We start from the raw sequence: 23,159 nt of genomic DNA on the forward strand, positions 1-23,159 counted from the left end.
TTACTAATATCATAATTCACAATGTTTGCGTAAATTATTAAGCTGTCAAAGATTATTGTTAGCAAAAGTAGTACGACAAGTGCGACGAGGACCACCTTCCAATTTATCAGTTTGCGAGTATAAAAAACTAGTACTGCCAACGTCAGTAAAAAGGGAAGACATATTATTAAGTACGTTGCCATTTTTGCTCCAAAAATCTATAACTAACTAGCGATATGTAAGATAGATTTATTAAAAACAGAACTTCTTCGACAGGGAAGTGTGGAAGCAAAAATATACCAGTTGTAAACCATGATGGCCCTTCAAAAAATATGCCGAGTTTTATTCCTAAAATGTCCCAAACTGCAAGTAGTAGTACACTTAACAGAATTACGATTGCAGTGCGTCTGGGGTTGTTAAAAAAGGCCAGTTTTAATCTATAATCTATCAACAAAAAATTAACTAAAACTATGCTTAACGTCAAAAGGTAGATAAATCTCACGCAAACTCCTTAGCAATTCGATCTGCCACGAGCTCAGCGCTGATTAAGCACATTGGCAAACCGATACCAGGCAAAGTGCCGCCACCAACATAAAACAAATTGTTGAGCTTCTTGCTTTTTATACTTGGCCTAAAAATTGCGCTTTGTCCTAAAGTGTGGGCCATACCCAGAGCAGTACCGTTCCAAGCGTTGAATTTTGCAGCAAAATCGCCCGGACCGAATAGTCTTTTAAATACAATTCTTTTTTTAAAATCGGGAACGTCAACTACTTTAGCGATTTTGCCTAGGTATATGTCGGCGAATTTTTCAATGTTTTCGTTGCTCGCTTTGGCAGGCAGTGGTACGAGAACAAAAACGTTCTCGTGATTTTTTGGCGCCAGCGATCTGTCGGTTTGAGTTGGTTTGCAAATGTACATAGAGGCATTTTTTGGCCACGTTTTTTGATTAAAAATATGATCGAAGTTTTGACGCCATTCGTTTGTAAAAAACAAGTTATGGTGCTGTAATTGTGGCAAGTCTCCTTTTACGCCCAAGTACATCAGCAGCGCAGAAGGGCCGGCCTCGCGGTTCTGCCAATAACTTTCAGGGTAACTTTGGGAGTTTTTAGGCAAAGCGACTGTTTCGGTAAAATGAAGGTCAGCATTGCTAACAACTAGGTCGGCGTTAAAAATTTTGCCATTTTTAAGCCTTACGCCAATGGCCATTTTGTCCTCGACAATTATTTCAGAGATTGGCGAATTGTAATTTAACTTCGCCCCGTTTTGCAAAGCAAGTCGTTCGATCGCTGCTATTAGCGAATAAATTCCGTTTTTTGGGTAAAAAACACCTTGTTTAAAATCTAAGTAGCTCATTAAGCTGTAGATTGCCGGAGCTTTAAATGGGGAAGTCCCCAGAAAAACCATTGGATATTCCAAGATTTGTTGCAAGGGCTGGCTATTAACAAATTTCGACGCGTAGTCGTTTAAAGTCGTGGTCGCCAAATAAGCTAATCTGTGTGCATTTTTTAGGATCGTAGGGTGTGCGAGCGTCTTCTTATCTGTAAAGTCATTGTACAAAAAATGTTGTAGCGCTATTTTGTATGTTTGTTCGGCAGACTGAACGTAGTTCTCAAGGCTCGCACCCGCTCCTTGTTCAACGCCTTCAAACATTTCGCTGTCCTGTTTTAAATCGCCGGTAACCGTAAGTGGTGCATTGTTTTCGTAAAAGACCTTATAAGCCGGAGTCAGGCGTTGCAAATTTAAAAGTTCATCAGCCGAGTGACCAAAAAAACTAAAATAACGCTCAAAAACTTCCGGCATTAAATACCACGACGGCCCAGTGTCGAATGTAAAACCTTTTTCCTTAAGCAAGCCTGCACGGCCACCTGCACGATCCAGAGCTTCAAAAACTTCAATCTCATAACCCCTTTTGGCTAGCAAGGCGGCCAAACCCAAACCGCCAATTCCGGCACCGATTATTATAATTTTTTTAGACACGCCTGAAGTTTTCTTTAACCATTGTTGTTACAAGTAGTGAAATCTTGCTGTGATCGGGAATTCTAATTCGCTCACTTAACAGTTTTTCGACCGGGCTAGATTCAATCTTATTCAATAAAGCTAAATAATAATTATAGGCTGTCATGACCGCTGGTCTCACTTTGCGTGGCAATTTAAGCAGACCTATGTGTGCATTTTTAAAATCTTTTTTAATATCGGCAATTATCTGATCCTTTTGTTCTTCAGTAATTCTACTCAAATTCACCCCGGGGAAATAAGACCGATGCAGCTCACTGACGTCCTGTTTAATGTCGCGTAAAAAATTAACCTTTTGAAATGCCGCACCTAAACTTTGTGCGTATGGCAAAAGTTCGTAATAGTGTTTATCGTCGCCATTGCAAAAAACTCGCAAACACATTAAACCGACAACCTCGGCCGAGCCGTGAATATATTTTTGATACTGAGTTTTAGAATAAGCGCCAGTTTTATCTACATCCATACGCATACTGGCAAAAAATGGCTCGACAATTTGCTTGTCTATACCAAACTTTTTGGCAGATAGAGCAAATGAGTTAACAATTAAATTGGGGCTGTATTGGCGAGTTGTCGATATATATGTCTCATGCTCGAGATCGTTTAAAAGTTCGAGCATATCGGCGCCACGATATGTATCGACAATTTCGTCGGCCAGTCTAACGAGCCCATAAATATTGTATATATGCCGGCGCATTGCTCTTGGTAAAAGCTTAATTGCAATTCCAAATGAAGTTGAATACGCTTTGGTTAAAGCCTGGCTGGCGGACTGACTAACACTGTTATAAGTATCCACAAAAAAACAATCCTAAGTTTGTTAGCATTGTTAAAATTATATTATCTAAGTGCAGTTTTGCCTACAAGTTGCTGTACTTTTTAATACCAACAAGCACGGGCACAAAATAGCGCGACGGTAGCGGAAAAACTTGGCGATTATCGCACCCCGATACAATAATCGCTTTCTCCTTCGCGGCCCCCGCTGCGATCTGACAAAGCCTTGATTATCTGCCGGGCCGGTTCGGTTAAATAGTCAAACCAGCAAGTAGCGTAAAATGACTGTTCTTTATCTGATATGCGTAACTGGTCGGTTTTATAAAGGTCGGTTTTTGAGGCAGCATTGCGTTGGCGCAGGTCGTAAACTCCTAGGTCAAAAAACACATTCTTGTCTTTTTTTATACCAACCTCGGTCGCAATTAAGGTGTCTTTTTTAATAAAAGGCGCTCGTTCACATTGAACGTCCTACTATCATCAACCTGGGGCTCAGGCAGTTGATTTGCGTAGGTCACAAATTGTGGCGTTAACGTAGCTAGGTGATCAAACCTAAACATAACTCCACATGAGTCGATGAAATCAAACAAATACTGCACTTCGCCGTCTTGAATGTATCGAGAGGCTCGATACAAATATCCATCGCGAACCGTATGCACATCTAACTGATTATCCGTGGCGTTGCCCACGGCAAGGCCTCCATGCGGTTTAAAATCGCCGCCGCGCACTTGTCCCGGCAATAAAACGGAGTCGACCTTATTCGGATCAACTGGCGAGTTTAAAGTGAGCGGTTCCTCACAAGCTGGCGGATTGCCCGAAGCTTGCCAGTTTTCGCCACCAAAACTCCATTCGACGTAACCCTTTGAATCTGGACTCAAAACATTATTTTTGCTCAAAATCCACCAAGCTCCAGCACCGATAAGAACAAAAATAACTACAATAATCAAAATCTCAATCAAAGCAAAACCGCGTTGTTCCATAACTTTAATCTTACAAGCTTTATAAAATCATAACAATAAGGCTTATGCCTTGGGTTTGACGTTACCCTAGTTTAAAAGAGCAACTGCAATGTTTAATAAAGTTGCAAAACTAACCCATAGAACATATGGGAATAGCATGTAAGCTGCCGACTTGCTAATTGGCCAAAATACATAAATATTACCGATGATCGCGGCAAGAAGCAAAATAATGACTACTACACCTGCCCAGGGTGCTTGCAATCCAAAGAACACCAACGACCACAGAACGTTAAGCGCAAGTTGAAACCCAAAAATAATAAAGGCTAATTTTTTTGGTTTTTTGTACGGTGCGGTCCATACAAGATACAAGCTCAACCCCATCAGTAAATACAAAATTGTCCATACAGGAGCAAAAAGCCAGTTAGGTGGACTAAAAAAAGGTTTGGCGAGCGTGGCATACCAAGTAGGAATGTTGGCCGACGTAGCCACACTGCCGATCGCTGCGGCAGAGAAGGTAATCAATACTGACGCGACAAACTTAGTAAGCTTAATCATAACAAAATTATAGCATGCGACTCCGCTAGACAATAAACCTAGGGGTTGTTCTAGTTATTCCACTGCCAATCACGAACCTCAGGCATATCTATCCCATGTATTTTTATATAATCCGCATGCTCAAGCAGCTTTTTCTGCATGAGCTGTTTGAGTTCCTGAGCCCCTTCCCCTGTAATACCAGCATAGTCTATGGCGTCAATTACCAAACGAAAACGATCCATATCGTTACGCACCGTCATGTCGAACGCAGTCGTAATAGTGCCTTCCTCTTTATAACCGCGCACGTGCAAGTTGCGGTTGGCACGGCGGTAGGTTAAGCGATGAACCACCCATGGGTATCCGTGGAACGCAAAAATGATCTGTTTGTTCTTTGTGAAGAGTGTGTCGTAGTCGGCATCGCTAAGTCCGTGGGGGTGCTCTGTATCGGGTTGCAATCTCATAAGATCAACCACGTTTACAACGCGAATTTTAAGCTGCGGCAAATGCTCGCGGAGAATAGATACGGCTGCAAGTGTTTCTAACGTAGGAACATCGCCAGCGCAAGCCATTACTAGATCTGGTTCCGAACCGTCATCATTGCTCGCCCAATCCCAAACACTTGCGCCTTTCGTGCAATGATCAATCGCCTCATCCATCGTGAGCCATTGAGGGCTGTTGTGTTTGCCGGTAATAGTCAGATTTATATAATTACGACTCTTCAAACAGTGGTCAATCGTAGAAAGCAAGGTATTTGCATCCGGCGGCAGGTAAATGCGCACCATCGAGGCTTTTTTATTAAGCAAGTGATCGATAAAACCAGGGTCTTGATGTGTAAATCCGTTATGGTCTTGCCGCCAAACATGCGAGGTTAACAGGTAATTTAACGAAGCTATCGGGTGACGCCATGGCAGTTCGTTGCTCATTTTAATCCACTTAGCATGTTGATTAACCATGGAGTCGACAATGCGAATAAAGGCCTCATAGCTATGGAAAATACCGTGCCTACCTGTTAAAAGATAGCCTTCTAGCCATCCCTGATCCTGGTGCTCACTAAGCATAGAATCCAGCACAGAGCCACTTGCCGCTAAGTGCTCATCGGTTGGTTTTATTTCAGCCGACCACTGCCGATCGGTCACTTCAAAAACAGCTTCGAGCCGATTAGAGACAAGTTCGTCTGGACCGAATATTCTAAAGTTATGATGCGTTTGATTTTGTTTAACAACGTCACGCAAGAATGGACCTAACGCATGAACATTACCTTCGTTAGTAGCGCTTCGGTGTTCCAACTTAACCGCGTAATCACGAAAGTCAGGCAGATCAAGTTCACGCAAGAAACCGCCACCGTTTGCATGCGGATTGGCTCCCATGCGATACTTACCAGTTGGCGCAAGTTCAGCCAGCTCTGGTAGTAATTTACCGTTTTGATCAAACAGTTCTTCTGGTTTATAACTTTTGAGCCACTGCTCCAAAACAACCAGGTTTTCAGGATGATCAGTATCAACAGTAAGCGGAACTTGATGAGAACGGAAATTATTCTCGACTTGCTTGCCATCGATGGTTTTTGGACCAGTCCAACCTTTTGGAGAATTAAGAATAATCATCGGCCAACGAGGTCGGGTCATATCGTTACCTTCGCGGGCTTCAGCTTGGATCTGCTTGATTTCTTTGACAACTTCATCGAGTTTAGACGCCATAAGCTGGTGCATCTGCATTGGGTCATCGCCCTCCACAAAATACGGAGTCCAGCCATAACCCCTAAACAATTGATCTAATTCGTCGCGATCAATCCGCGCCAATATTGTTGGGTTACTAATTTTGTAGCCGTTGAGGTGCAAAATAGGCAGCACGGCGCCGTCAGTTTTTGGATTAATAAATTTATTTGAATGCCAAGCGGTAGCCAGCGGTCCGGTTTCAGCCTCGCCATCTCCAACGACACAAGCAGTAATTAGATCAGGGTTATCGAATACCGCACCAAAGGCATGACTTAGCGAGTATCCAAGCTCGCCGCCCTCATGAATTGAGCCAGGCACTTGCGGCGAAACATGACTAGACAAACCACCCGGGAACGAAAACATCTGGAACAATTTTTTAAGCCCAGCTTCATCCTGTGTAACTTTAGGATAATAGTCGGTAAACGTTCCCTCTAGGTACACGTTGCCGACCACCGCCGGACCGCCGTGACCCGGACCCGAGATATAAATCATATTCAAGTCGCGCTCTTTAATTACTCGGTTTAAATGAGCATAGATAAAGTTCTGACCAGGAGTAGTACCCCAATGTCCTAACAGCAACTTTTTTATGTGCTCAAGCCTTAATGGTTGCTTAAGAAGCGGATTGTCACATAAGTAAATTTGCCCGACAGACAAGTAATTTGCAGCGCGCCAATAGGCGTCAATATTATAAAGCGTCTTAGCGTCTAATGGGTTATTGGGGTTCATGAGCGCCTTTCATCTTTAAAAGTTGGCTGGCTTCGCGCGCAATAGTAACCGATTCTTCGGTATGAATCACGTATGCGCCGACTTTTGCGCCGTCAACCGATATTAAGCGTGCATTTTGCCGGTTGCGAGCTTCGTCTAGTGTGACACCTATAAAACCAAGCTCTTCACATATCCTCGATCTAATTTTTGGAGCATTTTCGCCGATACCGCCAGTAAACACAAGTGTGTCGAGTCCACCAAGTGCCGCCGCAAAACCACCTATACTTTTTTTGACTTGGTAGCAAAATATTTCTACGGCGTCTTTAGCGCGACTATCTTCGGCCTCAATCTCGAGCAATTTTTTCATATCTGCCGTCGTCTCCGAGATACCCAGTAGTCCCGATTCAAAGTTGACCATACGGCTAAATCTTTTAGCATCGTATCCTTCAGCTCGGGAGAGATATAAAGCTAAGCCCGGATCAAGATCACCCGAACGAGTGCTCATTGGAATGCCCGAAGCTGGCGTCATGCTCATTGTAGTATCAATCGGTTTTGAGTTTTCCAAAGCCGTGAGGCTAGCACCGTTACCTAAATGAGCAATTATAACCCTTCCATCTGCAATGTTTTCGCCCTCAACACGCCGGAGTTCTTCTAAAATATAGGCGTACGACAAACCATGAAAACCATAACGCCGTATGCCTTTCGCTTCGAGATGGCGGGGGATCGGCAAAATTCGTGAGCGTGATGGTAAGTCGTGGTAAAACGCTGTATCAAAACAAAGCACCTGCAGAGCTTGCGGCAGTAAACTTTGAAAAACCTTAACAAGCTCTAACTCCGTCGGTAAGTGATCGGGGCTAAAAGCTGTAAGTTTTTGCAATTCCTTTAGTACGTTGTTCGTTGCAATTTGCGCTTGGTAATAGCTTGGCCCGCCATTCACAATTCTATGACCAACCGCGACAATACTGCCAAAATTCACCTGGGGCTCAAGCCAACTGGTTAATAACTTAACTGCGTCTAAGTGATTATTTGCAGTGACCAGCTTTTTCGCGCTGGAAGTTACTAAACTTGCCGAGGATCCAATATTTTCGACTGTGGCTTCTAGGATTTTACGATCGGCCAAAAATAGGCCGAGCTTAACACTAGATGAACCTCCGTTAACCGTCAGAATATATTGGTCACTTTTCATAAATCTTACGCTTATTATACCCTCATATCTTAATTGTATGAAATAGCCCGATAAAGCGTAGCTAATTTCACACTCATAGGCTGTGATTTTAGTCACAGGCACACAACAAGTTTGTGTATATAATTTAAACCCATGATTAAACCAAGAACAATATACGGCATTATGACAACCGGAGGCGTCATTGGCGCAATAGCCGCCTTTTTGCAAACAACCGAAAAAATACAGCTGCTTAAAAACAAAGATGCGATTTTGGCTTGCGACTTAGGTAGTATATTTAGTTGCTCAGATGTGTTGAGCGCCTGGCAAAGTTCTGTTTTTGGGTTCCCAAACTCATTAATGTGCATGACCTTGTTTACAATTTTTGCTGCCACTGCGCTAGTGGGGTTGAGCGGCGGGGTTTTGCCCAAAAAGTTACGACTAAGCATACATGCACTATCTTTATTTACGCTGGGTTTTGCCTTGTGGTTTTTAACACAGAGTATTTATGTTATTAACGCGCTTTGCATACTCTGTATTTTTTGTTTCGTCGGCTTGTTGCTGGTAAATTGGAGCTGGTTACGACTCAACGCCGCAGATTTACCGATTGGCGAGCGAGGTCGTGCCCTCATAAAAAGATTAGTGGCACGCGATATCGACACGCTTGCGTGGATTCTACTCACTTTAGCAATGGCGCTCGCGATGTTTACGCGTTTTTATTAAATCCGTTTATAATTCCTCGCCCAAGGCGGCCTCGAGTCGCCGCAAATCATTAATTAAAATTCCACCATTAGCAACCTTTATAAGACCTGCTACTTTTAGTTCTTGAATGCGTCGGCTGACGGTCTCACGCACTAGGCCGGAGTGGCGAGCAAGGTCATTCTCGTTAAGATTGATCAACACTGAGCCATCGATTTGCGGCTCGCCAAAGCGGTAGGCGACGTTAAGTAGTTCGAATATAAGTCGACTTCGAGCGCTGCCACCCATTAGGTGAGTCATGCGCCTTAACACGCCGTCAACGCCACGATACACGCGAGCCAACAGATCGAATAAAATATCAGGTTCATTATGCAAAAAGCGAACAACGTCGGCTTTTGGCGCAACGCGTACAGTCGTTTTTAGGCTTGCTTCAAAAAAGTAATAGTTTTTAACCTCATTAATAGCCGAGGACATCGGGAAAAACGCCCCGGGCTTAAACACATTAACTACAACTTCGTTGCCGTTTGGCGCAATATCATACTGGCTAACACGACCATCGACTAGGTAAAAGACTGATTGTATAGGATCATCCGCGCGCAACAATAACTCTCGCTTGTCAAACGACTGCGATGGGTAATTTTCAAAAAATAATCTGACTTTATCTTTAATATCCATGCGCATATTATACAGGCTTGGTTTTTTGTGTTGACTCTAGTGGGAAGCTAAGTCTGACTATTTTCCACTCGCGATCAAGTTATACTTATAAATCCGTCGCTCAACCTCTGATGCCGACTCTTTGAATTCCGCAGGATTTTTAAAAGCTATTTCGTCACCATCATCACCGGCGATAAACGACATTTTCTGCGGGTTCACCGCAAAAACCAGGCGTAGCTGCCAAAAGTTGTGCTCACTTAGATGCGCGGGTTCATCCACGCTTATAATCCTAAAATCAAAGTCTCCTAAAAGATTAACTTCTTCTTTCATTTCGCGGGCAATGGTAGATTTAATATTTTCACCATGATCCATACCGCCACCGGGTAAGTCCCACCAATCGCGACCAGTTTCTTTCACAACCAAAACTTCGCCTTTTTCATTCTGAACAAGGCATTTTAATGATATCCGGTAAAGGTAATCAGTTCTTCGAGTCGAGGGGCTGTCGTAGCTAACAACGCCAAGAGAATTTTGGCTGGACATGACATAATTATACAGCCAACTTAATTATGTACACGTGTATGTTGCGCTTTACTGTAATAAAGATATAATCGGGCCGTGAGTATTAAACAGTCGGCATCAAAGGTTAATAAAAACAAAAAAACCAAAAAACGTTATTTGATTTACGCGTTAATCTTATTAGTTTTAGCCATCGCGGCATCAATCGCTTTTATAATATTTCGGAATAATCATCAACTAAAGCCAGGGGCAACGGCTTATACACTAACTGTAGATGGACTACAACGCACGTATCGTCTATACGTACCCGCTTCGTTGCCGGCGGGCCAGGTTCCGCTCGTTGTAATGCTGCACGGGGCTTTGGGAACCGGACAGCAAGCCGAAGAAGACTACGGCTGGGATGCAAAGGCAGATGCTGAAAAGTTTGTTGTAGTCTATCCGGATGGTATCAAGCGATCATGGTCGGTAAGTAGTGACTGCTGTGGTCCACCAGCCAAAGATCATATTAACGATGTGGCTTTTATTACTTCGGTTGTTTCCGATATTTCCTCAAAGGTCTCTATAGATTCGTCACGAATTTACGCTACCGGCACCTCAAATGGTGGCGCCCTGGCATACCGTATGGCATGTGATACTGATATTTTTGCCGCCATAGCACCAGTCTCAACTGACATGCTCGGCGAATGTCCGGCGCCAAACCCAACCTCCGTAATTCATATACATGGCGCAGACGATGAAACCTTTCCATATAGCGGCGGCCCCGGGAAACGTAACAATGCAGGAACCGGCGACAGGCCTGCCAATACTACAGGACCTTCTATACCAGACCTCATAGCTATGTGGCGCGAAGTTGATAGCTGCAAACCACCAACCGATACCATTTCTGAACAGGTTAGGACTTCGCAGTCCAGTTGCGCCGAAGGACGAGATGTAACGCTCGTCACCATAGATGGTGCAGGACATCAGTGGCCAGGTGGAGCTGAACAAAAGCCAGTAGGCCGGAAGCTAATAGAACTGGATCCGCCTTTCAAGGCACTCGATGCAACGAGCGTTATCTGGCAATTTTTTAGCGAACACTAAGTGATGTCTAGTGGCCCATTTGGTGGCTTTGCGGAGTGATTTTATAGCCCCAGTCAGTTTGCCAAGTTTGCATTTGATCGATTTCTTTAGATTGAGCAGTCAGAATATCGTCAGCCATAACTTTTAGCTCGTCGTGCTTTGTATTCGCCCGAACCAGCCTGGCCATTTCTATTGCCCCTTGGTGATGGGCAATCATGCCACTTAAGAACGCCTTGTCGAAGTCGTCACCAGTTTTACCTTGCAAGCCAACCGACATTTCGCTCATTGTCATGTCGTCGTTATCCATCATTCCTTGCACGTCTGTTCGAGTATGTATGCCCATAGCGTTCATCATGCTAGTATAATTATTATTCACCGAGACTGTAGCAACAACCCAGGTTATGCCAATGCCAGCCAGCAGACCGACTCCCCCAAACAATAGTTCTTTTTTCATATATCCTCCGTTGTTATTAACGTGGCTCAACAAGCCGATGTACTACACCAAGATTCACTTTATCCCCGCCGTCATTTGAATGCCAACCTCACCCTTAAACGCGGCGGCATTATCGCTTGCAAATTGTTTCATAGTTGTCGGAGGTATGTTAAACCAGTCATGCGTCCCAAGATACGTCTTAGAAATACCTTTGGCTTTCCTCTCTGCCCAAAGCTGCGCAAACACACGTGCACGCACTTCTGGATAACCAAGCTTTAGCCAACGCTCTATTTTTTCTTCGATACTACAATCAACATAAGTAATTGTGCGACCAAGTGCTTCTGAAATATCACTGCAAATTTGTGCAATAGTAAGCGCCTCGGGGCCGGTAATTTTATAAATCTGCGAGGCGTGCCGTTTATAATCTTGTAGAATCGCGCTTGCAATCTTTGCGACATCAACAAGGGCAACGGGTGCCATGGTAACATTACCGGCAGGCAAAATTACGGCGTCCTCGGCCACGATTGTTGGGACTTCTTCGAGATATACCTCCATAAACTGAGAAGGACGCAAAATAGTCCAGGCCATACCTGATGCCATAAGATATCGCTCAATTTGAGCGTGATTACGCGTAGATCGGAACTTTTCGGCATCAAATCCAACAATAGAATCTTCGCCACTAAATTTAACAATGTGTTTAACGCCTGCCGCCTTGCAAGCATCAATAAACGTAATCTGCGTTTCAAGCAGTTCTGGCCCAGCTCCAGAAATCATTAAAACTACGTCAATATCTTTTAGAGCATTACCGAGCGTGTGCGGCATCATCATGTCGCCTTCGACAGGTTCAATACCTGGCAGATTATCTAAAACGTTTGCTTTTTCGACAGTGCGATACAAAGCCCGAGCAGCAATATTATTGCGTGACAGCTCTTTAACAACAGTTAAGCCTGGGCGTCCTGTGGCTGCAGTAACTAAAATCATAAGACTCCTCAATATTATGTTGATAATTATAATCAAAAAGGCAGTGGCAGTATTGTAAAAAACCGCCCATAGCCATTCCCAGGACTTTCGCTGTCAATACTACACTATCCACACATTTTTACGATCGCTATACTAAGGTCAGCTGTGAGAGGCTAAAATAAAAAACTACAATAAACAAAAATGGAGGGGATATTTTTATGTCTCAAAAAAACCAGGTTCACCCCAGTGGGATTAAACAATCTATCGTAGACAAGGTTGTTGCCAGACGCGGCCAGCTGCACGCTTTCCCAGAGCTCAATCCAACTAAAACCGCACTTGTTGTGGTTGATTTAGACACAGGAACGGTAACGCGGGTAGACGACGAAATCAAGACGTTTGTACCACAAATCAATAAACTGGCAAAAGCGCTTAAGGCAGCTGGCGGAACCGTGGCTTGGGTAACTACGCCAATTGGCAATGCATCTAAAAAATTCCGCGCAATATATGGTGACGAGCTGGCGGCCATGTACGAAGAAGAAGGAGCAGAAAAGGGGAAGGCTCGCACAATATGGCACGAACTGGAAACGCAAACCGGGGATATATTTGCAACAAAGCGCGGCGCGAGCGCGTTTTTTCCAGGTAAATCAGATCTTCACGATCAGCTTCAGGCGCGAAACATTGAATCAATCTTAATCGTAGGGGCAGTTACAAATGTGTGTTGCGAAGCAAGCGCGCGCGACGCCAGCGAGCTCGACTACGAGGTAACATTAGTAAGCGACTGTATGTGGGGCCACAAAGACGGACAACACGAGGCCACGTTAGCGACTTTTTATAGGAATTATGGAGATGTGCGACCTAGCGAGGAAATAGTGGAGCAGTTTGTCGAGATGTAAGGTTACGACCACTTCAAGATGATGTCTGTGATCGCTGTCACATCAAAAAGCGTTTTAGCCCTGCTATAATGCAGGCTATCTCTGGCAATCCGTTCCACACAAGGCCAAGTGACAATATTTAAGGAGCTAATATGAGTGAGAGTCATGATCTTCAAGAGCATAAAGAAATAAAGCGCTCTAAAAAGAAAAAAATCATATTCTATGTTGCTGCAGGCATGGTCGGCGTATTTATACTTGTGGGCGGTTTATACGGCTATTTATACGCTTCAACTCCCGAGCACATTAGAAAGCCCACTTTTCAACACTATCATTTCCGTACACAGGTTTTGGTTGATAGCAAGGCGGTAGACTTTTCCGAGGACGAGTTTCAAAAAGTGACAGGCGCATCTGCTGCCTGTAGCGCCGCAGTTGGTGGAACACCAATTGATTTTCACGATAAGACAGACCAACTAACTCACGTACATTGGAATGGTATGACGGGCGGCGAGTTCCTTAAATATTTTGGCTGGAATTTTATTGGTGGCAGCGACGAACTATTGGGATGGCGTTATGATGCCGGCCTCATACCTAGCGAGGTAAAAATATATGGCAAGCTATTGCCTGCTGCGCCCGAGAGCGCAAAGTTCTACATTTATGTTGGCGACAAAAATAACTACCAACAGAAAGATTGGGGCAAGTTTATTGAGTCGGACCTTGAAACATTCTTCGGCAAGCAGAGTAACATTGGGCACGGCGAGGAAACATCATTCAACCCCTTGGACTGGTTTTTTAAAAAAGCGTACGCACACGGGGGAGTTGCAGATGAGCATCCTTCTGATAAATCGGAGGAAGAATTGAGCCGTATAAATAACCTAATTGGCAATGTCGTTATATTCGCACAAGAACAAGAACCGACAAAAGAACAGATTCAGGCACGTTTTAACAATCTAGTGCCACTACACGAGAGTTCTTGTGGCGACTAGTTGAGTTGAAGATGTCGGTCGTATTAAGCCTTTGCTTAGTATGTTACACTACTGTCATGTCAAACTACTTACATGTTTTTCCAAGCTCAAATACAAAAATTAAAAGTTACCTCGACGAAGCATCGGTATTGGATAGGAGTGGCCGTGCCCCAACACAGCAAGAATTCGACGAAGCTGTAAGCCAAGTCAAACCTTACGATTACAAACTGGACGATGATGGTTCTATGGAGCTACGAAAAGGACCCGCAGAAGACATCTATACAATTTTAGACAGCATCTCCAATAAGTGCGGTGCTCAAGCAGTTTTCAATGATGATATGAAACTGTTTGTGTTTGTTCCGGGCACAACTTTTGAAGCTTTCAAGAAGTCAGACCTAGGCTAAGCACTCATTAATTAAATAGCTCTACAATGTATTTTTAACGAGCATGACTAACAACCAAGCTAAAAGATTATTGCGCCAGCAACCAATACGGGCTAGCCTTTTGATATTTGGAGTGATCACGTTGCTGTTTTTGGCTTGGCAACTGTTTGCACCAAACTACATGACACCTGAATATTTGCGGCGCGTTATCTTTAACGGTGACTCGCAAGTGACCGATTGGCGAGACGTGTTCCCAAGAGCCGACATTGCCAATGATCCAACGCATATAGGGGCGCTTCCAACGACGGGTAATGATGGGCAGGCTACCGCATGGGCCGCAGTGTCCTATTATCGTGACGGCGCAACCGAGCAAATTGGTCCGAATATGGAGAAATTTTTGGCCGACAGTGATACTAGTTCATTCATTGTCGTCCGTAACGGGCAAATCGTTTATGAGGCATATGCACAAGGCACCACGGCAGATACGATCCACACCTCAATGTCGGCAGCTAAATCGTTCATGTCGGCGCTTACCGGTATCGCCATTCGAGATGGATTCATTAACAGTGTGAATGACAGCGTTGTGGAATACTTGCCCGAGCTGAAAGATGATATCTCGGGCGATATGACTATACGCGACCTACTTACCATGACAGCCGGCAACGCCTACGACGACAAAGGAGGGTTAACAGGCGACGATACCAAGTTCTACTGGTCGCCTCGGTTAAAGCAACTTGTTTTGGATTATTTTCGTTCGGCAGAAACACCAGGCGTACACATGCATTATAACGACATTCAACCGCAAGTTCTGGGGATGATTTTGGAGCGCGCCACAGGTAAAAAACTGGCACAATTTACGGAAGAAGTTTTGTGGAGGCCGGCCGGGATGGAGTATGCAGCTTCGTGGAGCCTTGACAGCAAGACAGGCAGCTTCGCTCAGTCGGCAGTCGGATTTAATGCCCGAAGCCGTGATTTTGCCAGATTCGGCCTGCTTTATTTGCAAAAAGGCATCATAAATGGCAGCCAGGTCATCCCTGAAGCATGGGTCGTCGATTCGACCTTTATGGAAGAAAAGCCCGACAGCTATTTTCAGGGGTGGCACGACAGCAACGCCTATGGTTACTACTGGTGGGGTAATCGAAAAAGTGATGGTTCCTACGATTTTTACGCCCGCGGTAAGTACGGACAATTTATCTACGTGTCACCAGCCAACAATACAGTCATTGTCCGCACCGGGGCCTCAACCGGGCAAATTCAAGATTGGCCGCAGCTGTTAGAGCAAATAGCCGATCGGTAGTCTTCTCCCGCCCGAATGGCATATCTAAGAATACAAAAAATCGCGCGTCAGAGGTAGGTTATTTTGTGGTCCTTTTGTAAAAACGTACTGGCCCAAATCAAGCTCGCCATACCGAAATCCGGCTGCCGAACTCGCCAACCAAAGGTGCCAAGTCCTGTAAAAACGCTCATCAAACTTTTTAATAACCACCGGGCGATGCGTTTCATACCGCTTCATCCATTCTTCTAATGTCATTGCGTAATGAATGCGCAAATTTTCGTAGTCGATAAGTCGAAAATTATAGGCCGGAAACGCTTGCACAATTTCACGATTTGAAGGAAGATATCCGCCAGGGAAAATATATTTATCTATCCACGGATCAACAGGCAATTCGGTCTGCTGAGTTATGGTGTGGAGTAAAGAAACGCCTTCAGGTTTTAGCATTGCATCGATAGCGCGGTAGTAGTCATTGTGGTTACCCTGGCCAACATGCTCGAACATACCAACGCTAACAATTCGGTCGAACATAAGACCACGGCTAGGTAACTCTTGGTAATTTGCGAGTTCAAACGTAACCCTGTCTGACACCTTTGCTTGCTCTGCCGCTTCGCGCGCGTGTGCAAGCTGTTCTTCACTTAACGTGACACCGTGTCCAACAATTCCGTATTTTTTTGCTGCAGTAATAAGAAGAGTACCCCAGCCCGAGCCAATATCGAGCAACGTTGAGCCCTTTTGTAGTTGCAACTTCCGTAAGATGTAATCAACTTTTCGAGCCTGCGCGGTTTCGAGTGTGTCGTTCTCGGTTTTAAAATATGCGCAACTATATGTAAGGCTTTTATCGAGCCACAGCTTATAAAAATCGTTGCCCAGGTCGTAGTGATGAGCAATGTATGATTTCTGTTTGCTCTGAATATTCTTACGAACTGTTACCTTACGCAGCGCTTTACTTAGTGCAGCGAAGGCTTTCTGGTTTTCAGCCACCAAGCGTGCAATGTTTCTAAGGTCGCCGGTGACCTCGATCGATCCATCGCTGTATGACTCACCAAAGCCCAATGACATATTTTTAAAAATTGCTCTAATTACTTTGGGGCTTTTTATATGCAAATGAAAGTATGGCTCTGTCGGACCAAAAGTGAACGAATCGCCGTCCCAATACGTTACGCCAACGCCACCATGGCGTATCTTGCCTAAGAGGGAATTAAGCAGTTGTTTTTCAATCATACCTTTAAGTTAGCACAATTATTTAATGAACTGTATGAACTAATTGTAGCATAGCCGAACTGATGACAGGCAAGATATTTTCATGTCTCAAATCAAGTTCACCCTCGGAATACCCTACCGGGGATGTGGGAGTGACTTCGCAGGAGTGGCGAGCCATTATCCAGGAAGAACTTCACTGGACTCGTGTTTTGGCGGAGCTACTTGCTGTCTGCGAACAAGAATCATAATGGTAAAGCCCGCGGTAGTAAGCGCCAAAGAAGCAGGATATAGCAATGTTACCCAGCTAAATTGCTGTTGTGCGCCAATCGTCAGTACATGTTTGACAGTGCTCATAAAATTTTGGGCGAGATTCTCGGAGTATGGAAGATGATAGGTCTTTCGAATAGTAATCCAAAAAGCCACTAAATCGATAACCGAGATGATGATCACAGAAAGCAAAGGCTGCTTTATGCCCACAAAGCCCATGAACTTAATCATGGGCTTTGTTCTTTTTTTATCACACCCCCACTTAGAACAAGCTTTACAAGCTAGAATTTGGCAATGAAGTCGGCAAGTAAGGCGTTGGTCGCGTCGGACGCCTCCATATTTACCATGTGTCCGGCATTTGGCACGATTGCTTTTCGCGAACCAGGAATGCCAGCTGCTAACACATCGGCAATATTATGAAAGTAAGTCAGATCACCTTCGCCCACTATAACAAGCGTCGGCTTAGTGATTTCGTGCAAACGATCACGCGCATGGGTGCTGGCGGGGTTTTGCGGATCGCGATGCAGCCAGTGCCAACCGGAATAACCTTCGACAATTGCACCCAAGGCGGCGACTACTTCTGGTCGCCTTTGCGTCATTGTGAAGACCTCGTGATTAAGCCAGTTTTTCTTTGCCTTCTCAGGTCCTTGTTCTTTAACGTAAACGTTCCAATCAACTTCGCTCTTATAGCCATCGAGGGCAGAATCCATAAGCGTCAAAGTTTTCACCATCTTAAGATGCGCAAGAGAAAAGTTAATAGCGATACGTCCCCCCATAGACAATCCGACAAAGTGAGCCTGCTCTATACCCAAATGATCAAGCAGGGCGCGCAGGTCGGCAGTATGATCGTAGAGGCCGTTAGGCAAGCTAGACTTTCCAAATCCACGAGCATCATAGGTGATGACTTGATGGCTTTTGCTAAAGAACTCGACTTGCGGGCTCCACATTGTGTGATCGAGCGTAAAGCCGTGAACAAAAACAATCGGTTCGCCAAAACCAGCAACCTCATAGTAAATTTGACCATTGTAAGTCAATATACCGCTACTCATGGGGACAATAGTACCAGCATTTAACAGGATTGGGCAGATATGTCAGACTCACGTCAAAAGGGGAGAAGGATTTGAACGTGAGGCCGGTCGTAAGATACGTGCTATAAACTTTTGATACACTTATAGTATGAGCAAAATCAAACAGTCAGTTTTCGACTTTTCAGACATATCAAAACGGCCTACGGGCTTTAACGACTTGGGAGCGCTAAAACCCGCATCGACGGACGAGCTCCGTATATTTGCCAAACGCAACAACCTAACCTACGCGCCCAAAGCCGATTATGATGGCAACGAGCCTGTTATGAATGAATTTAGCAGCGATGCTCGGCCGCTCGGCGCTGTAGTCCTAAACCGCTTTGACGGTAGTTATGCGCAAACGCCTTTTAGTGTAGCGACCATTCGTTTTTCGCCTGGCGAGGTTTACGAATACTGTACGTTTGCGGCCATTACGCTACCACACACTGTGCCGCAAGTTGCAATATGTGCGCTACTCGACCACGAGGCCAGTGGCTATTTTGGTCGCCCGGTACGATTCGATGCCGGCCAGCGCACAACGACAGGTAATGAGTTATTAGACGATTACTTTGCCGTTTATACTCCAGGTGTCTACAAAGAAGCAGTTACAAAAACAATCCTTACCGACGAATTCGTCGATACCTTACTGCAATATGCACCGACATTCGATATCGCTATAACCGGCAACAGACTGTACATACTGGCGGCATATCCATTGTGCCTGCAAGAAGATTTTAAGCAAATATTCCTGGCTGCAGAAGCTATGATTGACGCTTTACGCACTGTGTCTTGGTCAGATGTGCCGCCCGCAGATGGCGATAGGCTAAAGATCAACCGTGCGCTCTCTCGTTTTGTGCTCCGAGCAGTGTTGCCAACGCTCGCCGTCAGTTTTGGCATAGGGCTCGTGGTTGCGTATAGTACCCTTGGTTCCGTATCCCCAATCAGTATAGTGACAGTAGTGGCTATAATCATTGGCTTATTGGTCGCCTTCTTTGCGATGGGTCCAGACAGGAGTCAGCCAAAACGCCCAGCGAACACCAAAAAACTTGTCGATCGCTTTGGCGAGATCAACGACATCAAAAGCCTTGCTTAGGTATTGCAGCCCATTACAGTAATACTTTGGCTAGGATGATGGTTATAGTCGAACCTTTGGGATGAGACTTTACGTCCCGACTACGATCGCTTCGCCGTCCCGAAAGTTTTGTAGGGCACTTTTCGTCCTCAAAAAAGGCGACTACTTTATCAATGGCGGCCGACTTACATAGGCTTTATCTTCAGGCGACCAATACTTGTCGCCAAGCCGTTTACTATCTCGTTCAGATCATACCTTGCAGTGAAAGAAAAAAATCCGCATGTCTCCATTTTATCTTAAGATTGACGAGCCTATACTAAAGCTGTGCGCGCTTGCTGCCTTGCCACAACCTCCTATAACTACCTCCAGAAAACGATGTAGCCCATAGCCTGAGCTACCAATCGTTAAAGCAGTAACGCCGTTGGGTACGTCAGCAAGCCTGCGGTAGCAAGTTGCCTCCTGTCCATTATGTAATACGACCTGTTTGCCTTGTTCAAAATCAATATCTTCGGGCAAGAGTGTTGTTTTTACGTTGTCGAAGTTATCGATCTGCCATACTTGGTTGTGAGGGCTGGGTAATTCTGCCAGCGATCGTTTCTTTGATGGCACAGACCTACCTTTCCATAGCCAGTAGGCGGCAAGCGGCAGGAATTCCAAACTCCGGAACTGGGAGTGGTTGATCTTTTTCGCTTCCGCAGCCAAAAGATCACCCCACGTAACCGCAGCCGCGGTCACGGTCGGCACGTCCAGAAGCTCAACTTCACCGGCAATACCTAAGTCACGGACTAATGCCAGACAGTGCCCTTCGTAGGTACTGACTACTAGTGTATTGTCGATACGAAAATAGCAGAACGGCGTGCCGTTATCCCACTTTTGTTTGATGTCTTCGGCGCGGGGCGCAACATTCACCAGCACAATATTTTGGCGATTCTTGTCGGCAAGCGGGAACTTTGTAAGTACATCCAGCTGCTCAAGCAAGTTGCCTGCAGCTTCGATTGGTGAGTACGACCCCACACCCAGGAACGTTGGTTTTACGCCAAAAAGCGTATTAAACCTGAGCTCTTGGCGCGTTCTGGCCGACCCATCCGCACAGTCAGTTATGATTGTTCCTACTACGTTCGTCATCGTTTACTCCTTATTTTTAGACAAATAAAAACCTCCGCTTTCGCGGAGGCTGCTTGTCGTTGGTTAATTATTTTAGGACATGCAGGATAAGCTCCGCGAAGTGCGTGGAGACATCATCATGTCCATAGTTTGGTTGTGGTTTGTAGCCATGAAGTGGAGTATAGGTGAGTTGGACGAAAATAGCAAATAGTACGTGGTAAATTAATCGAACTAAGTGAACATGCCTGGCCGTTTTATTGAATATAAAACTCGGCGGGGTGACAATTCTTATCGGTTTTTCGTAGGCAGATAACTCATGTCTTTGGCCTTGAAATCTTCCTCTACCTTCAAAAAGTGCTCTAGTTTTGTTAACACCAGAGACGCTCTGCCTATATTTGCACAGAGGCACTGCTCCGGCGGATGGAAGACCTCTTAGAAGTCTTCCATCGCACTTACTTATGCTTGGCTGGGGAGAGCGGATGGATTCCAAACTTTCCCGTCCGCCGCGTGCAGTAGCTTATCGTTTATCCGCAACCTCAACCGATGCAGGATCGCGAAGAATCTTTATAAACTTATAGCCATAGTCATCTTGCGAGTAATCAAATATTTGCTGCGCCACCCATTCCGGTTCGTGGTAGGTGGACATATCCACGTCTCGTCCTTTATGAAACGCTGTTTTCGTACCAGTAGGGCCTGCGACGAGTACCTTTTCAACTCGTTCATCCAGGGAGAGACCATGAGCAAAGTGCGCTACACCTGCTTTTGCAAAATTGTAAATAGGCTCGAGTTTTCGCGGAGTCCACTGGCTAGACGACGTAATAACGATAGCTTCCTGCAGTTTATTTTGTTTTTTCAAGATTGCACGAGCGACAAATATGAAACTGCTGCCACAGACTTGAATCATATCAAGAATTTCGTGCTCGGCGAGGTCGGTGACAGTTCCTTCTTGGTAGTATCCAGGCGAGAATATAAGCCGATCAACATTTTCTGCGTGAGCCACAAAGGAGTCAATGTCATTAATATAGCTCGGGTTCGACAAGTCGAGCTCTTTAAAGGTTATATGCTCTGCAGAATGTTCAGGCTTTTTGCGCCCAGTTACAGTAACTTTTTCACCCTTTGTAGAGTAGATTTTTGCAAGCTCCCAGCCAATGCCCCGACTGCCACCAATAATCAATGTGTTCATTAAAATCCGATCTAATTTATAAAGAACAGTATATCAAAACACCGGAGAACCTATGGAAGAAATCAACGAGGATCAAAATAAAATCGCCAACCATAAAGTTGACGATTTGTATAATATCTGGCTGGGCATACGGTACGGTAATATAACTTTTTGTATCATATTTTTCGGAGCTTTATATGTTTGATATTAGCGACGAGAAATACGAGGAACTTCGTCTGATTTTGGAGAAACAAAACAGCCGAACATACACGCCTGAAGAAGCAAAAGAGATTGGTGACGGGCTTATCGATTTCTATGAACTACTCGCCAGACTTAATAGTGAAGAAGGCCGCGAGACATAGAGCTAGGATCTAGGCTCTTCATCCAATTCGGCGAACTTTGCGGCCATAGTAGGATTGCCGCGAGTAAGCCGTTTAATGGTCAAATCTTCAGCCTTATTATTGGCAAGTCGGAGGTTATTCTCCGAAGATAGTAAGGCATCTTTCGTCTTTTGCAGATGATCGATTGTCTTATCTATTTCATCAATGGCCGTTTTAAACTTACGGCTGGCAAGATCGTAATTACGGGCAAACCCTTCTTTGAACTGGTTCATATTCTCTTCAAAGTTGGTGATGTCGATGTTTTGGGCTTTAACCAGAGCAAGTTCTGATTTGTATTTGAGGGAGTTCATCGCCGCGTTACGCAGCAATGTGATTATAGGAATAAAGAATTGAGGACGGATAACATACATCTTCGGGAACCTGTGCGACATATCGACGATACCAGAATTGTAGAACTCGCTATCAGCTTCAAGTAAAGATACGAGCACGGCGTACTCGCATTTCTTTTCAATCCGATCTTTGTCAAGTTCACGCAAAAAGTCTTCGTTTTTGTGCTTCGTAGCAGTTTCGTCGCCCTCGTTTTTCATTTCAAACATAATAGAGATGACTTCATTGCCAGCTTCATCGGTTTCACGATAGATGTAGTCACCCTTGCTACCGGATTTTGCGTCATTGTCTTTCTCAAAATAAGCGTTCTGAAAACCAGTGGCGCGTAATTTGTTGAACTCGGTTTCACAGTGTTGTTCTAAAGTCTCACCAACCATCTTGGTCGAGAGTCTAGCTTTCATATCTTTGCGCAGTTCAATTTCTTCATCTTTGAGCTTGATGATGTCGTCTTTAGTTTTGAGCTCAGCGGTAAACTTTTCCTTGAGGGAGGTTTCAAGCAATTGTTTTTCGGTGTCTTTGTGCTTGAGTTCGTGGGCTAGTTCGTCGCGCTCCTTCTCGACCTTATTGACCGCCTCAGTAACTGCGAGTCTTCTCTCAGTCTCAGCAGATTCAACCATTGCTTGGAGACGAGCTATTTCAGCATCCTTCTCGGCCTTAAGCTCATTTACCAATGAGTCGCGTTGAGCTTTAAGTTCTGCGAGCTCGGCGTCCTTCTTGGATACTTCTGTTTGCAGTTCATTTTTAGTATTAGCTTCCGCAAGTTTGACAGCGTTTTCCTTATCTTTCTCCATCATCTCAATGCGGTCGAAAAGCTCACGTTCAAACTCATGATCGCGTACTTGCTTTAAGATGTCGGCAAAACCTGCTTCATCTACTTTAAAAGCTTTTTTACAGTGGGGACAAATAATTTCGTTCATTA

25 protein-coding genes are annotated in these 23,159 nt (G+C 44.8%); 8 read left to right on the forward strand and 17 right to left on the reverse strand.

What is annotated here, in order from left to right; all coding sequences use genetic code 11:
- Positions 1-166: 166 nt before the first annotated feature.
- The 7 genes from VLA77_04020 to VLA77_04050 all read right to left on the reverse strand — a co-directional run bounded on the left by VLA77_04020 (position 167) and on the right by VLA77_04050 (position 7,853).
- Positions 167-481, reverse strand: a complete 315-nt coding sequence (locus VLA77_04020) for a lycopene cyclase domain-containing protein (GenBank protein ID HSE29722.1) — start codon at positions 479-481, stop codon at positions 167-169.
- Complete coding sequence (crtI, locus tag VLA77_04025; protein HSE29723.1) at positions 478-1,956, reverse strand: phytoene desaturase family protein; 1,479 nt, start codon at positions 1,954-1,956, stop codon at positions 478-480. Before crtI ends, VLA77_04020 begins: the two co-directional genes overlap by 4 nt.
- The gene (locus VLA77_04030) at positions 1,949-2,785 is read right to left on the reverse strand and encodes a phytoene/squalene synthase family protein (GenBank protein ID HSE29724.1); all 837 of its coding nucleotides are present in this window, start codon (positions 2,783-2,785) and stop codon (positions 1,949-1,951) included. The genes crtI and VLA77_04030 overlap by 8 nt, the downstream gene beginning before the upstream one ends.
- A gap of 397 nt (positions 2,786-3,182) precedes the next feature.
- Entirely contained in the window at positions 3,183-3,737 is a 555-nt protein-coding gene (locus VLA77_04035) for a hypothetical protein (GenBank protein HSE29725.1), read from the reverse strand.
- 66 nt (positions 3,738-3,803) lie between these two features.
- Entirely contained in the window at positions 3,804-4,271 is a 468-nt protein-coding gene (locus tag VLA77_04040; protein ID HSE29726.1) for a TspO/MBR family protein, read from the reverse strand.
- A 50-nt stretch (positions 4,272-4,321) separates the two neighbouring features.
- A complete protein-coding gene (locus VLA77_04045; GenBank protein HSE29727.1) occupies positions 4,322-6,688 on the reverse strand; it encodes a phosphoketolase family protein in 2,367 nt (788 codons plus the stop codon).
- Positions 6,675-7,853 (reverse strand): acetate/propionate family kinase, encoded by a 1,179-nt coding sequence (locus tag VLA77_04050; GenBank protein ID HSE29728.1) that lies wholly within the window; start codon positions 7,851-7,853, stop codon positions 6,675-6,677. The genes VLA77_04045 and VLA77_04050 overlap by 14 nt, the downstream gene beginning before the upstream one ends.
- A 132-nt stretch (positions 7,854-7,985) precedes the next feature.
- Between VLA77_04050 and VLA77_04055 the strand changes: the two genes are divergently transcribed.
- On the forward strand, positions 7,986-8,552 hold the full coding sequence (locus tag VLA77_04055) for a vitamin K epoxide reductase family protein (GenBank protein HSE29729.1): 567 nt from the start codon (positions 7,986-7,988) through the stop codon (positions 8,550-8,552).
- Positions 8,553-8,558: 6 nt separating this feature from the next.
- Here the strand turns inward: VLA77_04055 and VLA77_04060 are convergent, their stop codons facing one another.
- Complete coding sequence (locus VLA77_04060; GenBank protein ID HSE29730.1) at positions 8,559-9,203, reverse strand: Crp/Fnr family transcriptional regulator; 645 nt, start codon at positions 9,201-9,203, stop codon at positions 8,559-8,561.
- 57 nt (positions 9,204-9,260) lie between these two features.
- Positions 9,261-9,722 (reverse strand): NUDIX hydrolase, encoded by a 462-nt coding sequence (locus VLA77_04065; GenBank protein HSE29731.1) that lies wholly within the window; start codon positions 9,720-9,722, stop codon positions 9,261-9,263.
- Between the two features lie 75 nt (positions 9,723-9,797).
- Here VLA77_04065 and VLA77_04070 point away from each other — a divergent pair, with 75 nt between their 5' ends.
- Entirely contained in the window at positions 9,798-10,778 is a 981-nt protein-coding gene (locus VLA77_04070) for a PHB depolymerase family esterase (GenBank protein ID HSE29732.1), read from the forward strand.
- 7 nt (positions 10,779-10,785) lie between these two features.
- On the opposite strand, the gene VLA77_04075 is transcribed toward VLA77_04070, so the two are convergent.
- Positions 10,786-11,211 carry a DUF305 domain-containing protein gene (locus VLA77_04075; protein ID HSE29733.1) on the reverse strand — a complete coding sequence of 142 codons (426 nt, stop codon included), beginning with the start codon at positions 11,209-11,211 and terminating at the stop codon, positions 10,786-10,788.
- Between the two features lie 54 nt (positions 11,212-11,265).
- Entirely contained in the window at positions 11,266-12,171 is a 906-nt protein-coding gene (locus tag VLA77_04080; protein HSE29734.1) for an NAD(P)H-binding protein, read from the reverse strand.
- Positions 12,172-12,368: 197 nt separating this feature from the next.
- Here VLA77_04080 and VLA77_04085 point away from each other — a divergent pair, with 197 nt between their 5' ends.
- The 4 genes from VLA77_04085 (at position 12,369) to VLA77_04100 (ending at position 15,664) form a co-directional block, all read left to right on the forward strand.
- Positions 12,369-13,043 (forward strand): isochorismatase family cysteine hydrolase, encoded by a 675-nt coding sequence (locus VLA77_04085; GenBank protein HSE29735.1) that lies wholly within the window; start codon positions 12,369-12,371, stop codon positions 13,041-13,043.
- Between the two features lie 131 nt (positions 13,044-13,174).
- Positions 13,175-14,005: a hypothetical protein gene (locus VLA77_04090; GenBank protein HSE29736.1), complete on the forward strand. Its 831-nt coding sequence runs from the start codon at positions 13,175-13,177 to the stop codon at positions 14,003-14,005.
- 56 nt (positions 14,006-14,061) lie between these two features.
- Complete coding sequence (locus VLA77_04095) at positions 14,062-14,388, forward strand: hypothetical protein (GenBank protein ID HSE29737.1); 327 nt, start codon at positions 14,062-14,064, stop codon at positions 14,386-14,388.
- A gap of 43 nt (positions 14,389-14,431) precedes the next feature.
- Positions 14,432-15,664, forward strand: a complete 1,233-nt coding sequence (locus VLA77_04100) for a serine hydrolase (protein ID HSE29738.1) — start codon at positions 14,432-14,434, stop codon at positions 15,662-15,664.
- Between the two features lie 24 nt (positions 15,665-15,688).
- Here the strand turns inward: VLA77_04100 and VLA77_04105 are convergent, their stop codons facing one another.
- The 3 genes from VLA77_04105 to VLA77_04115 all read right to left on the reverse strand — a co-directional run bounded on the left by VLA77_04105 (position 15,689) and on the right by VLA77_04115 (position 18,159).
- Complete coding sequence (locus VLA77_04105; GenBank protein HSE29739.1) at positions 15,689-16,864, reverse strand: cyclopropane-fatty-acyl-phospholipid synthase family protein; 1,176 nt, start codon at positions 16,862-16,864, stop codon at positions 15,689-15,691.
- A 156-nt stretch (positions 16,865-17,020) separates the two neighbouring features.
- The gene (locus VLA77_04110; GenBank protein ID HSE29740.1) at positions 17,021-17,341 is read right to left on the reverse strand and encodes a hypothetical protein; all 321 of its coding nucleotides are present in this window, start codon (positions 17,339-17,341) and stop codon (positions 17,021-17,023) included.
- A 50-nt stretch (positions 17,342-17,391) separates the two neighbouring features.
- On the reverse strand, positions 17,392-18,159 hold the full coding sequence (locus tag VLA77_04115) for an alpha/beta fold hydrolase (GenBank protein HSE29741.1): 768 nt from the start codon (positions 18,157-18,159) through the stop codon (positions 17,392-17,394).
- Positions 18,160-18,286: 127 nt separating this feature from the next.
- On the opposite strand from VLA77_04115, the gene VLA77_04120 reads away from it, so the two are divergent.
- Entirely contained in the window at positions 18,287-19,267 is a 981-nt protein-coding gene (locus VLA77_04120; protein HSE29742.1) for a hypothetical protein, read from the forward strand.
- Between the two features lie 270 nt (positions 19,268-19,537).
- Here the strand turns inward: VLA77_04120 and VLA77_04125 are convergent, their stop codons facing one another.
- Both VLA77_04125 and VLA77_04130 read right to left on the reverse strand, forming a co-directional pair.
- The gene (locus VLA77_04125) at positions 19,538-20,371 is read right to left on the reverse strand and encodes a hypothetical protein (protein HSE29743.1); all 834 of its coding nucleotides are present in this window, start codon (positions 20,369-20,371) and stop codon (positions 19,538-19,540) included.
- Positions 20,372-20,867: 496 nt separating this feature from the next.
- Entirely contained in the window at positions 20,868-21,533 is a 666-nt protein-coding gene (locus VLA77_04130) for an SDR family NAD(P)-dependent oxidoreductase (GenBank protein HSE29744.1), read from the reverse strand.
- Between the two features lie 176 nt (positions 21,534-21,709).
- Here VLA77_04130 and VLA77_04135 point away from each other — a divergent pair, with 176 nt between their 5' ends.
- Positions 21,710-21,874, forward strand: coding sequence for a hypothetical protein (locus VLA77_04135; protein HSE29745.1), 165 nt, complete (start codon positions 21,710-21,712; stop codon positions 21,872-21,874).
- A 2-nt stretch (positions 21,875-21,876) separates the two neighbouring features.
- On the opposite strand, the gene VLA77_04140 is transcribed toward VLA77_04135, so the two are convergent.
- Entirely contained in the window at positions 21,877-23,157 is a 1,281-nt protein-coding gene (locus tag VLA77_04140) for a DUF2130 domain-containing protein (protein ID HSE29746.1), read from the reverse strand.
- Positions 23,158-23,159: the final 2 nt, after the last annotated feature.

The organism is Candidatus Saccharimonadales bacterium (assembly GCA_035457485.1).
Lineage (GTDB): Bacteria > Patescibacteriota > Saccharimonadia > Saccharimonadales > EFPC-124 > DATIBO01.

Excerpts from the sequence above, each read along its gene's own strand:
- VLA77_04035 (HSE29725.1), bottom strand. The coding sequence starts at position 3,737 with ATGGAACAACGCGGTTTTGCTTTGATTGAGATTTTGATTATTGTAGTT.
- VLA77_04040 (HSE29726.1), bottom strand. The coding sequence starts at position 4,271 with ATGATTAAGCTTACTAAGTTTGTCGCGTCAGTATTGATTACCTTCTCT.
- VLA77_04045 (HSE29727.1), bottom strand. The coding sequence starts at position 6,688 with ATGAACCCCAATAACCCATTAGACGCTAAGACGCTTTATAATATTGAC.
- VLA77_04050 (HSE29728.1), bottom strand. The coding sequence starts at position 7,853 with ATGAAAAGTGACCAATATATTCTGACGGTTAACGGAGGTTCATCTAGT.
- VLA77_04055 (HSE29729.1), top strand. The coding sequence starts at position 7,986 with ATGATTAAACCAAGAACAATATACGGCATTATGACAACCGGAGGCGTC.
- VLA77_04060 (HSE29730.1), bottom strand. The coding sequence starts at position 9,203 with ATGGATATTAAAGATAAAGTCAGATTATTTTTTGAAAATTACCCATCG.
- VLA77_04065 (HSE29731.1), bottom strand. The coding sequence starts at position 9,722 with ATGTCCAGCCAAAATTCTCTTGGCGTTGTTAGCTACGACAGCCCCTCG.
- VLA77_04075 (HSE29733.1), bottom strand. The coding sequence starts at position 11,211 with ATGAAAAAAGAACTATTGTTTGGGGGAGTCGGTCTGCTGGCTGGCATT.
- VLA77_04080 (HSE29734.1), bottom strand. The coding sequence starts at position 12,171 with ATGATTTTAGTTACTGCAGCCACAGGACGCCCAGGCTTAACTGTTGTT.
- VLA77_04085 (HSE29735.1), top strand. The coding sequence starts at position 12,369 with ATGTCTCAAAAAAACCAGGTTCACCCCAGTGGGATTAAACAATCTATC.
- VLA77_04090 (HSE29736.1), top strand. The coding sequence starts at position 13,175 with ATGAGTGAGAGTCATGATCTTCAAGAGCATAAAGAAATAAAGCGCTCT.
- VLA77_04095 (HSE29737.1), top strand. The coding sequence starts at position 14,062 with ATGTCAAACTACTTACATGTTTTTCCAAGCTCAAATACAAAAATTAAA.
- VLA77_04100 (HSE29738.1), top strand. The coding sequence starts at position 14,432 with ATGACTAACAACCAAGCTAAAAGATTATTGCGCCAGCAACCAATACGG.
- VLA77_04105 (HSE29739.1), bottom strand. The coding sequence starts at position 16,864 with ATGATTGAAAAACAACTGCTTAATTCCCTCTTAGGCAAGATACGCCAT.
- VLA77_04110 (HSE29740.1), bottom strand. The coding sequence starts at position 17,341 with ATGATTAAGTTCATGGGCTTTGTGGGCATAAAGCAGCCTTTGCTTTCT.
- VLA77_04115 (HSE29741.1), bottom strand. The coding sequence starts at position 18,159 with ATGAGTAGCGGTATATTGACTTACAATGGTCAAATTTACTATGAGGTT.
- VLA77_04120 (HSE29742.1), top strand. The coding sequence starts at position 18,287 with ATGAGCAAAATCAAACAGTCAGTTTTCGACTTTTCAGACATATCAAAA.
- VLA77_04125 (HSE29743.1), bottom strand. The coding sequence starts at position 20,371 with ATGACGAACGTAGTAGGAACAATCATAACTGACTGTGCGGATGGGTCG.
- VLA77_04130 (HSE29744.1), bottom strand. The coding sequence starts at position 21,533 with ATGAACACATTGATTATTGGTGGCAGTCGGGGCATTGGCTGGGAGCTT.
- VLA77_04135 (HSE29745.1), top strand. The coding sequence starts at position 21,710 with ATGTTTGATATTAGCGACGAGAAATACGAGGAACTTCGTCTGATTTTG.
- VLA77_04140 (HSE29746.1), bottom strand. The coding sequence starts at position 23,157 with ATGAACGAAATTATTTGTCCCCACTGTAAAAAAGCTTTTAAAGTAGAT.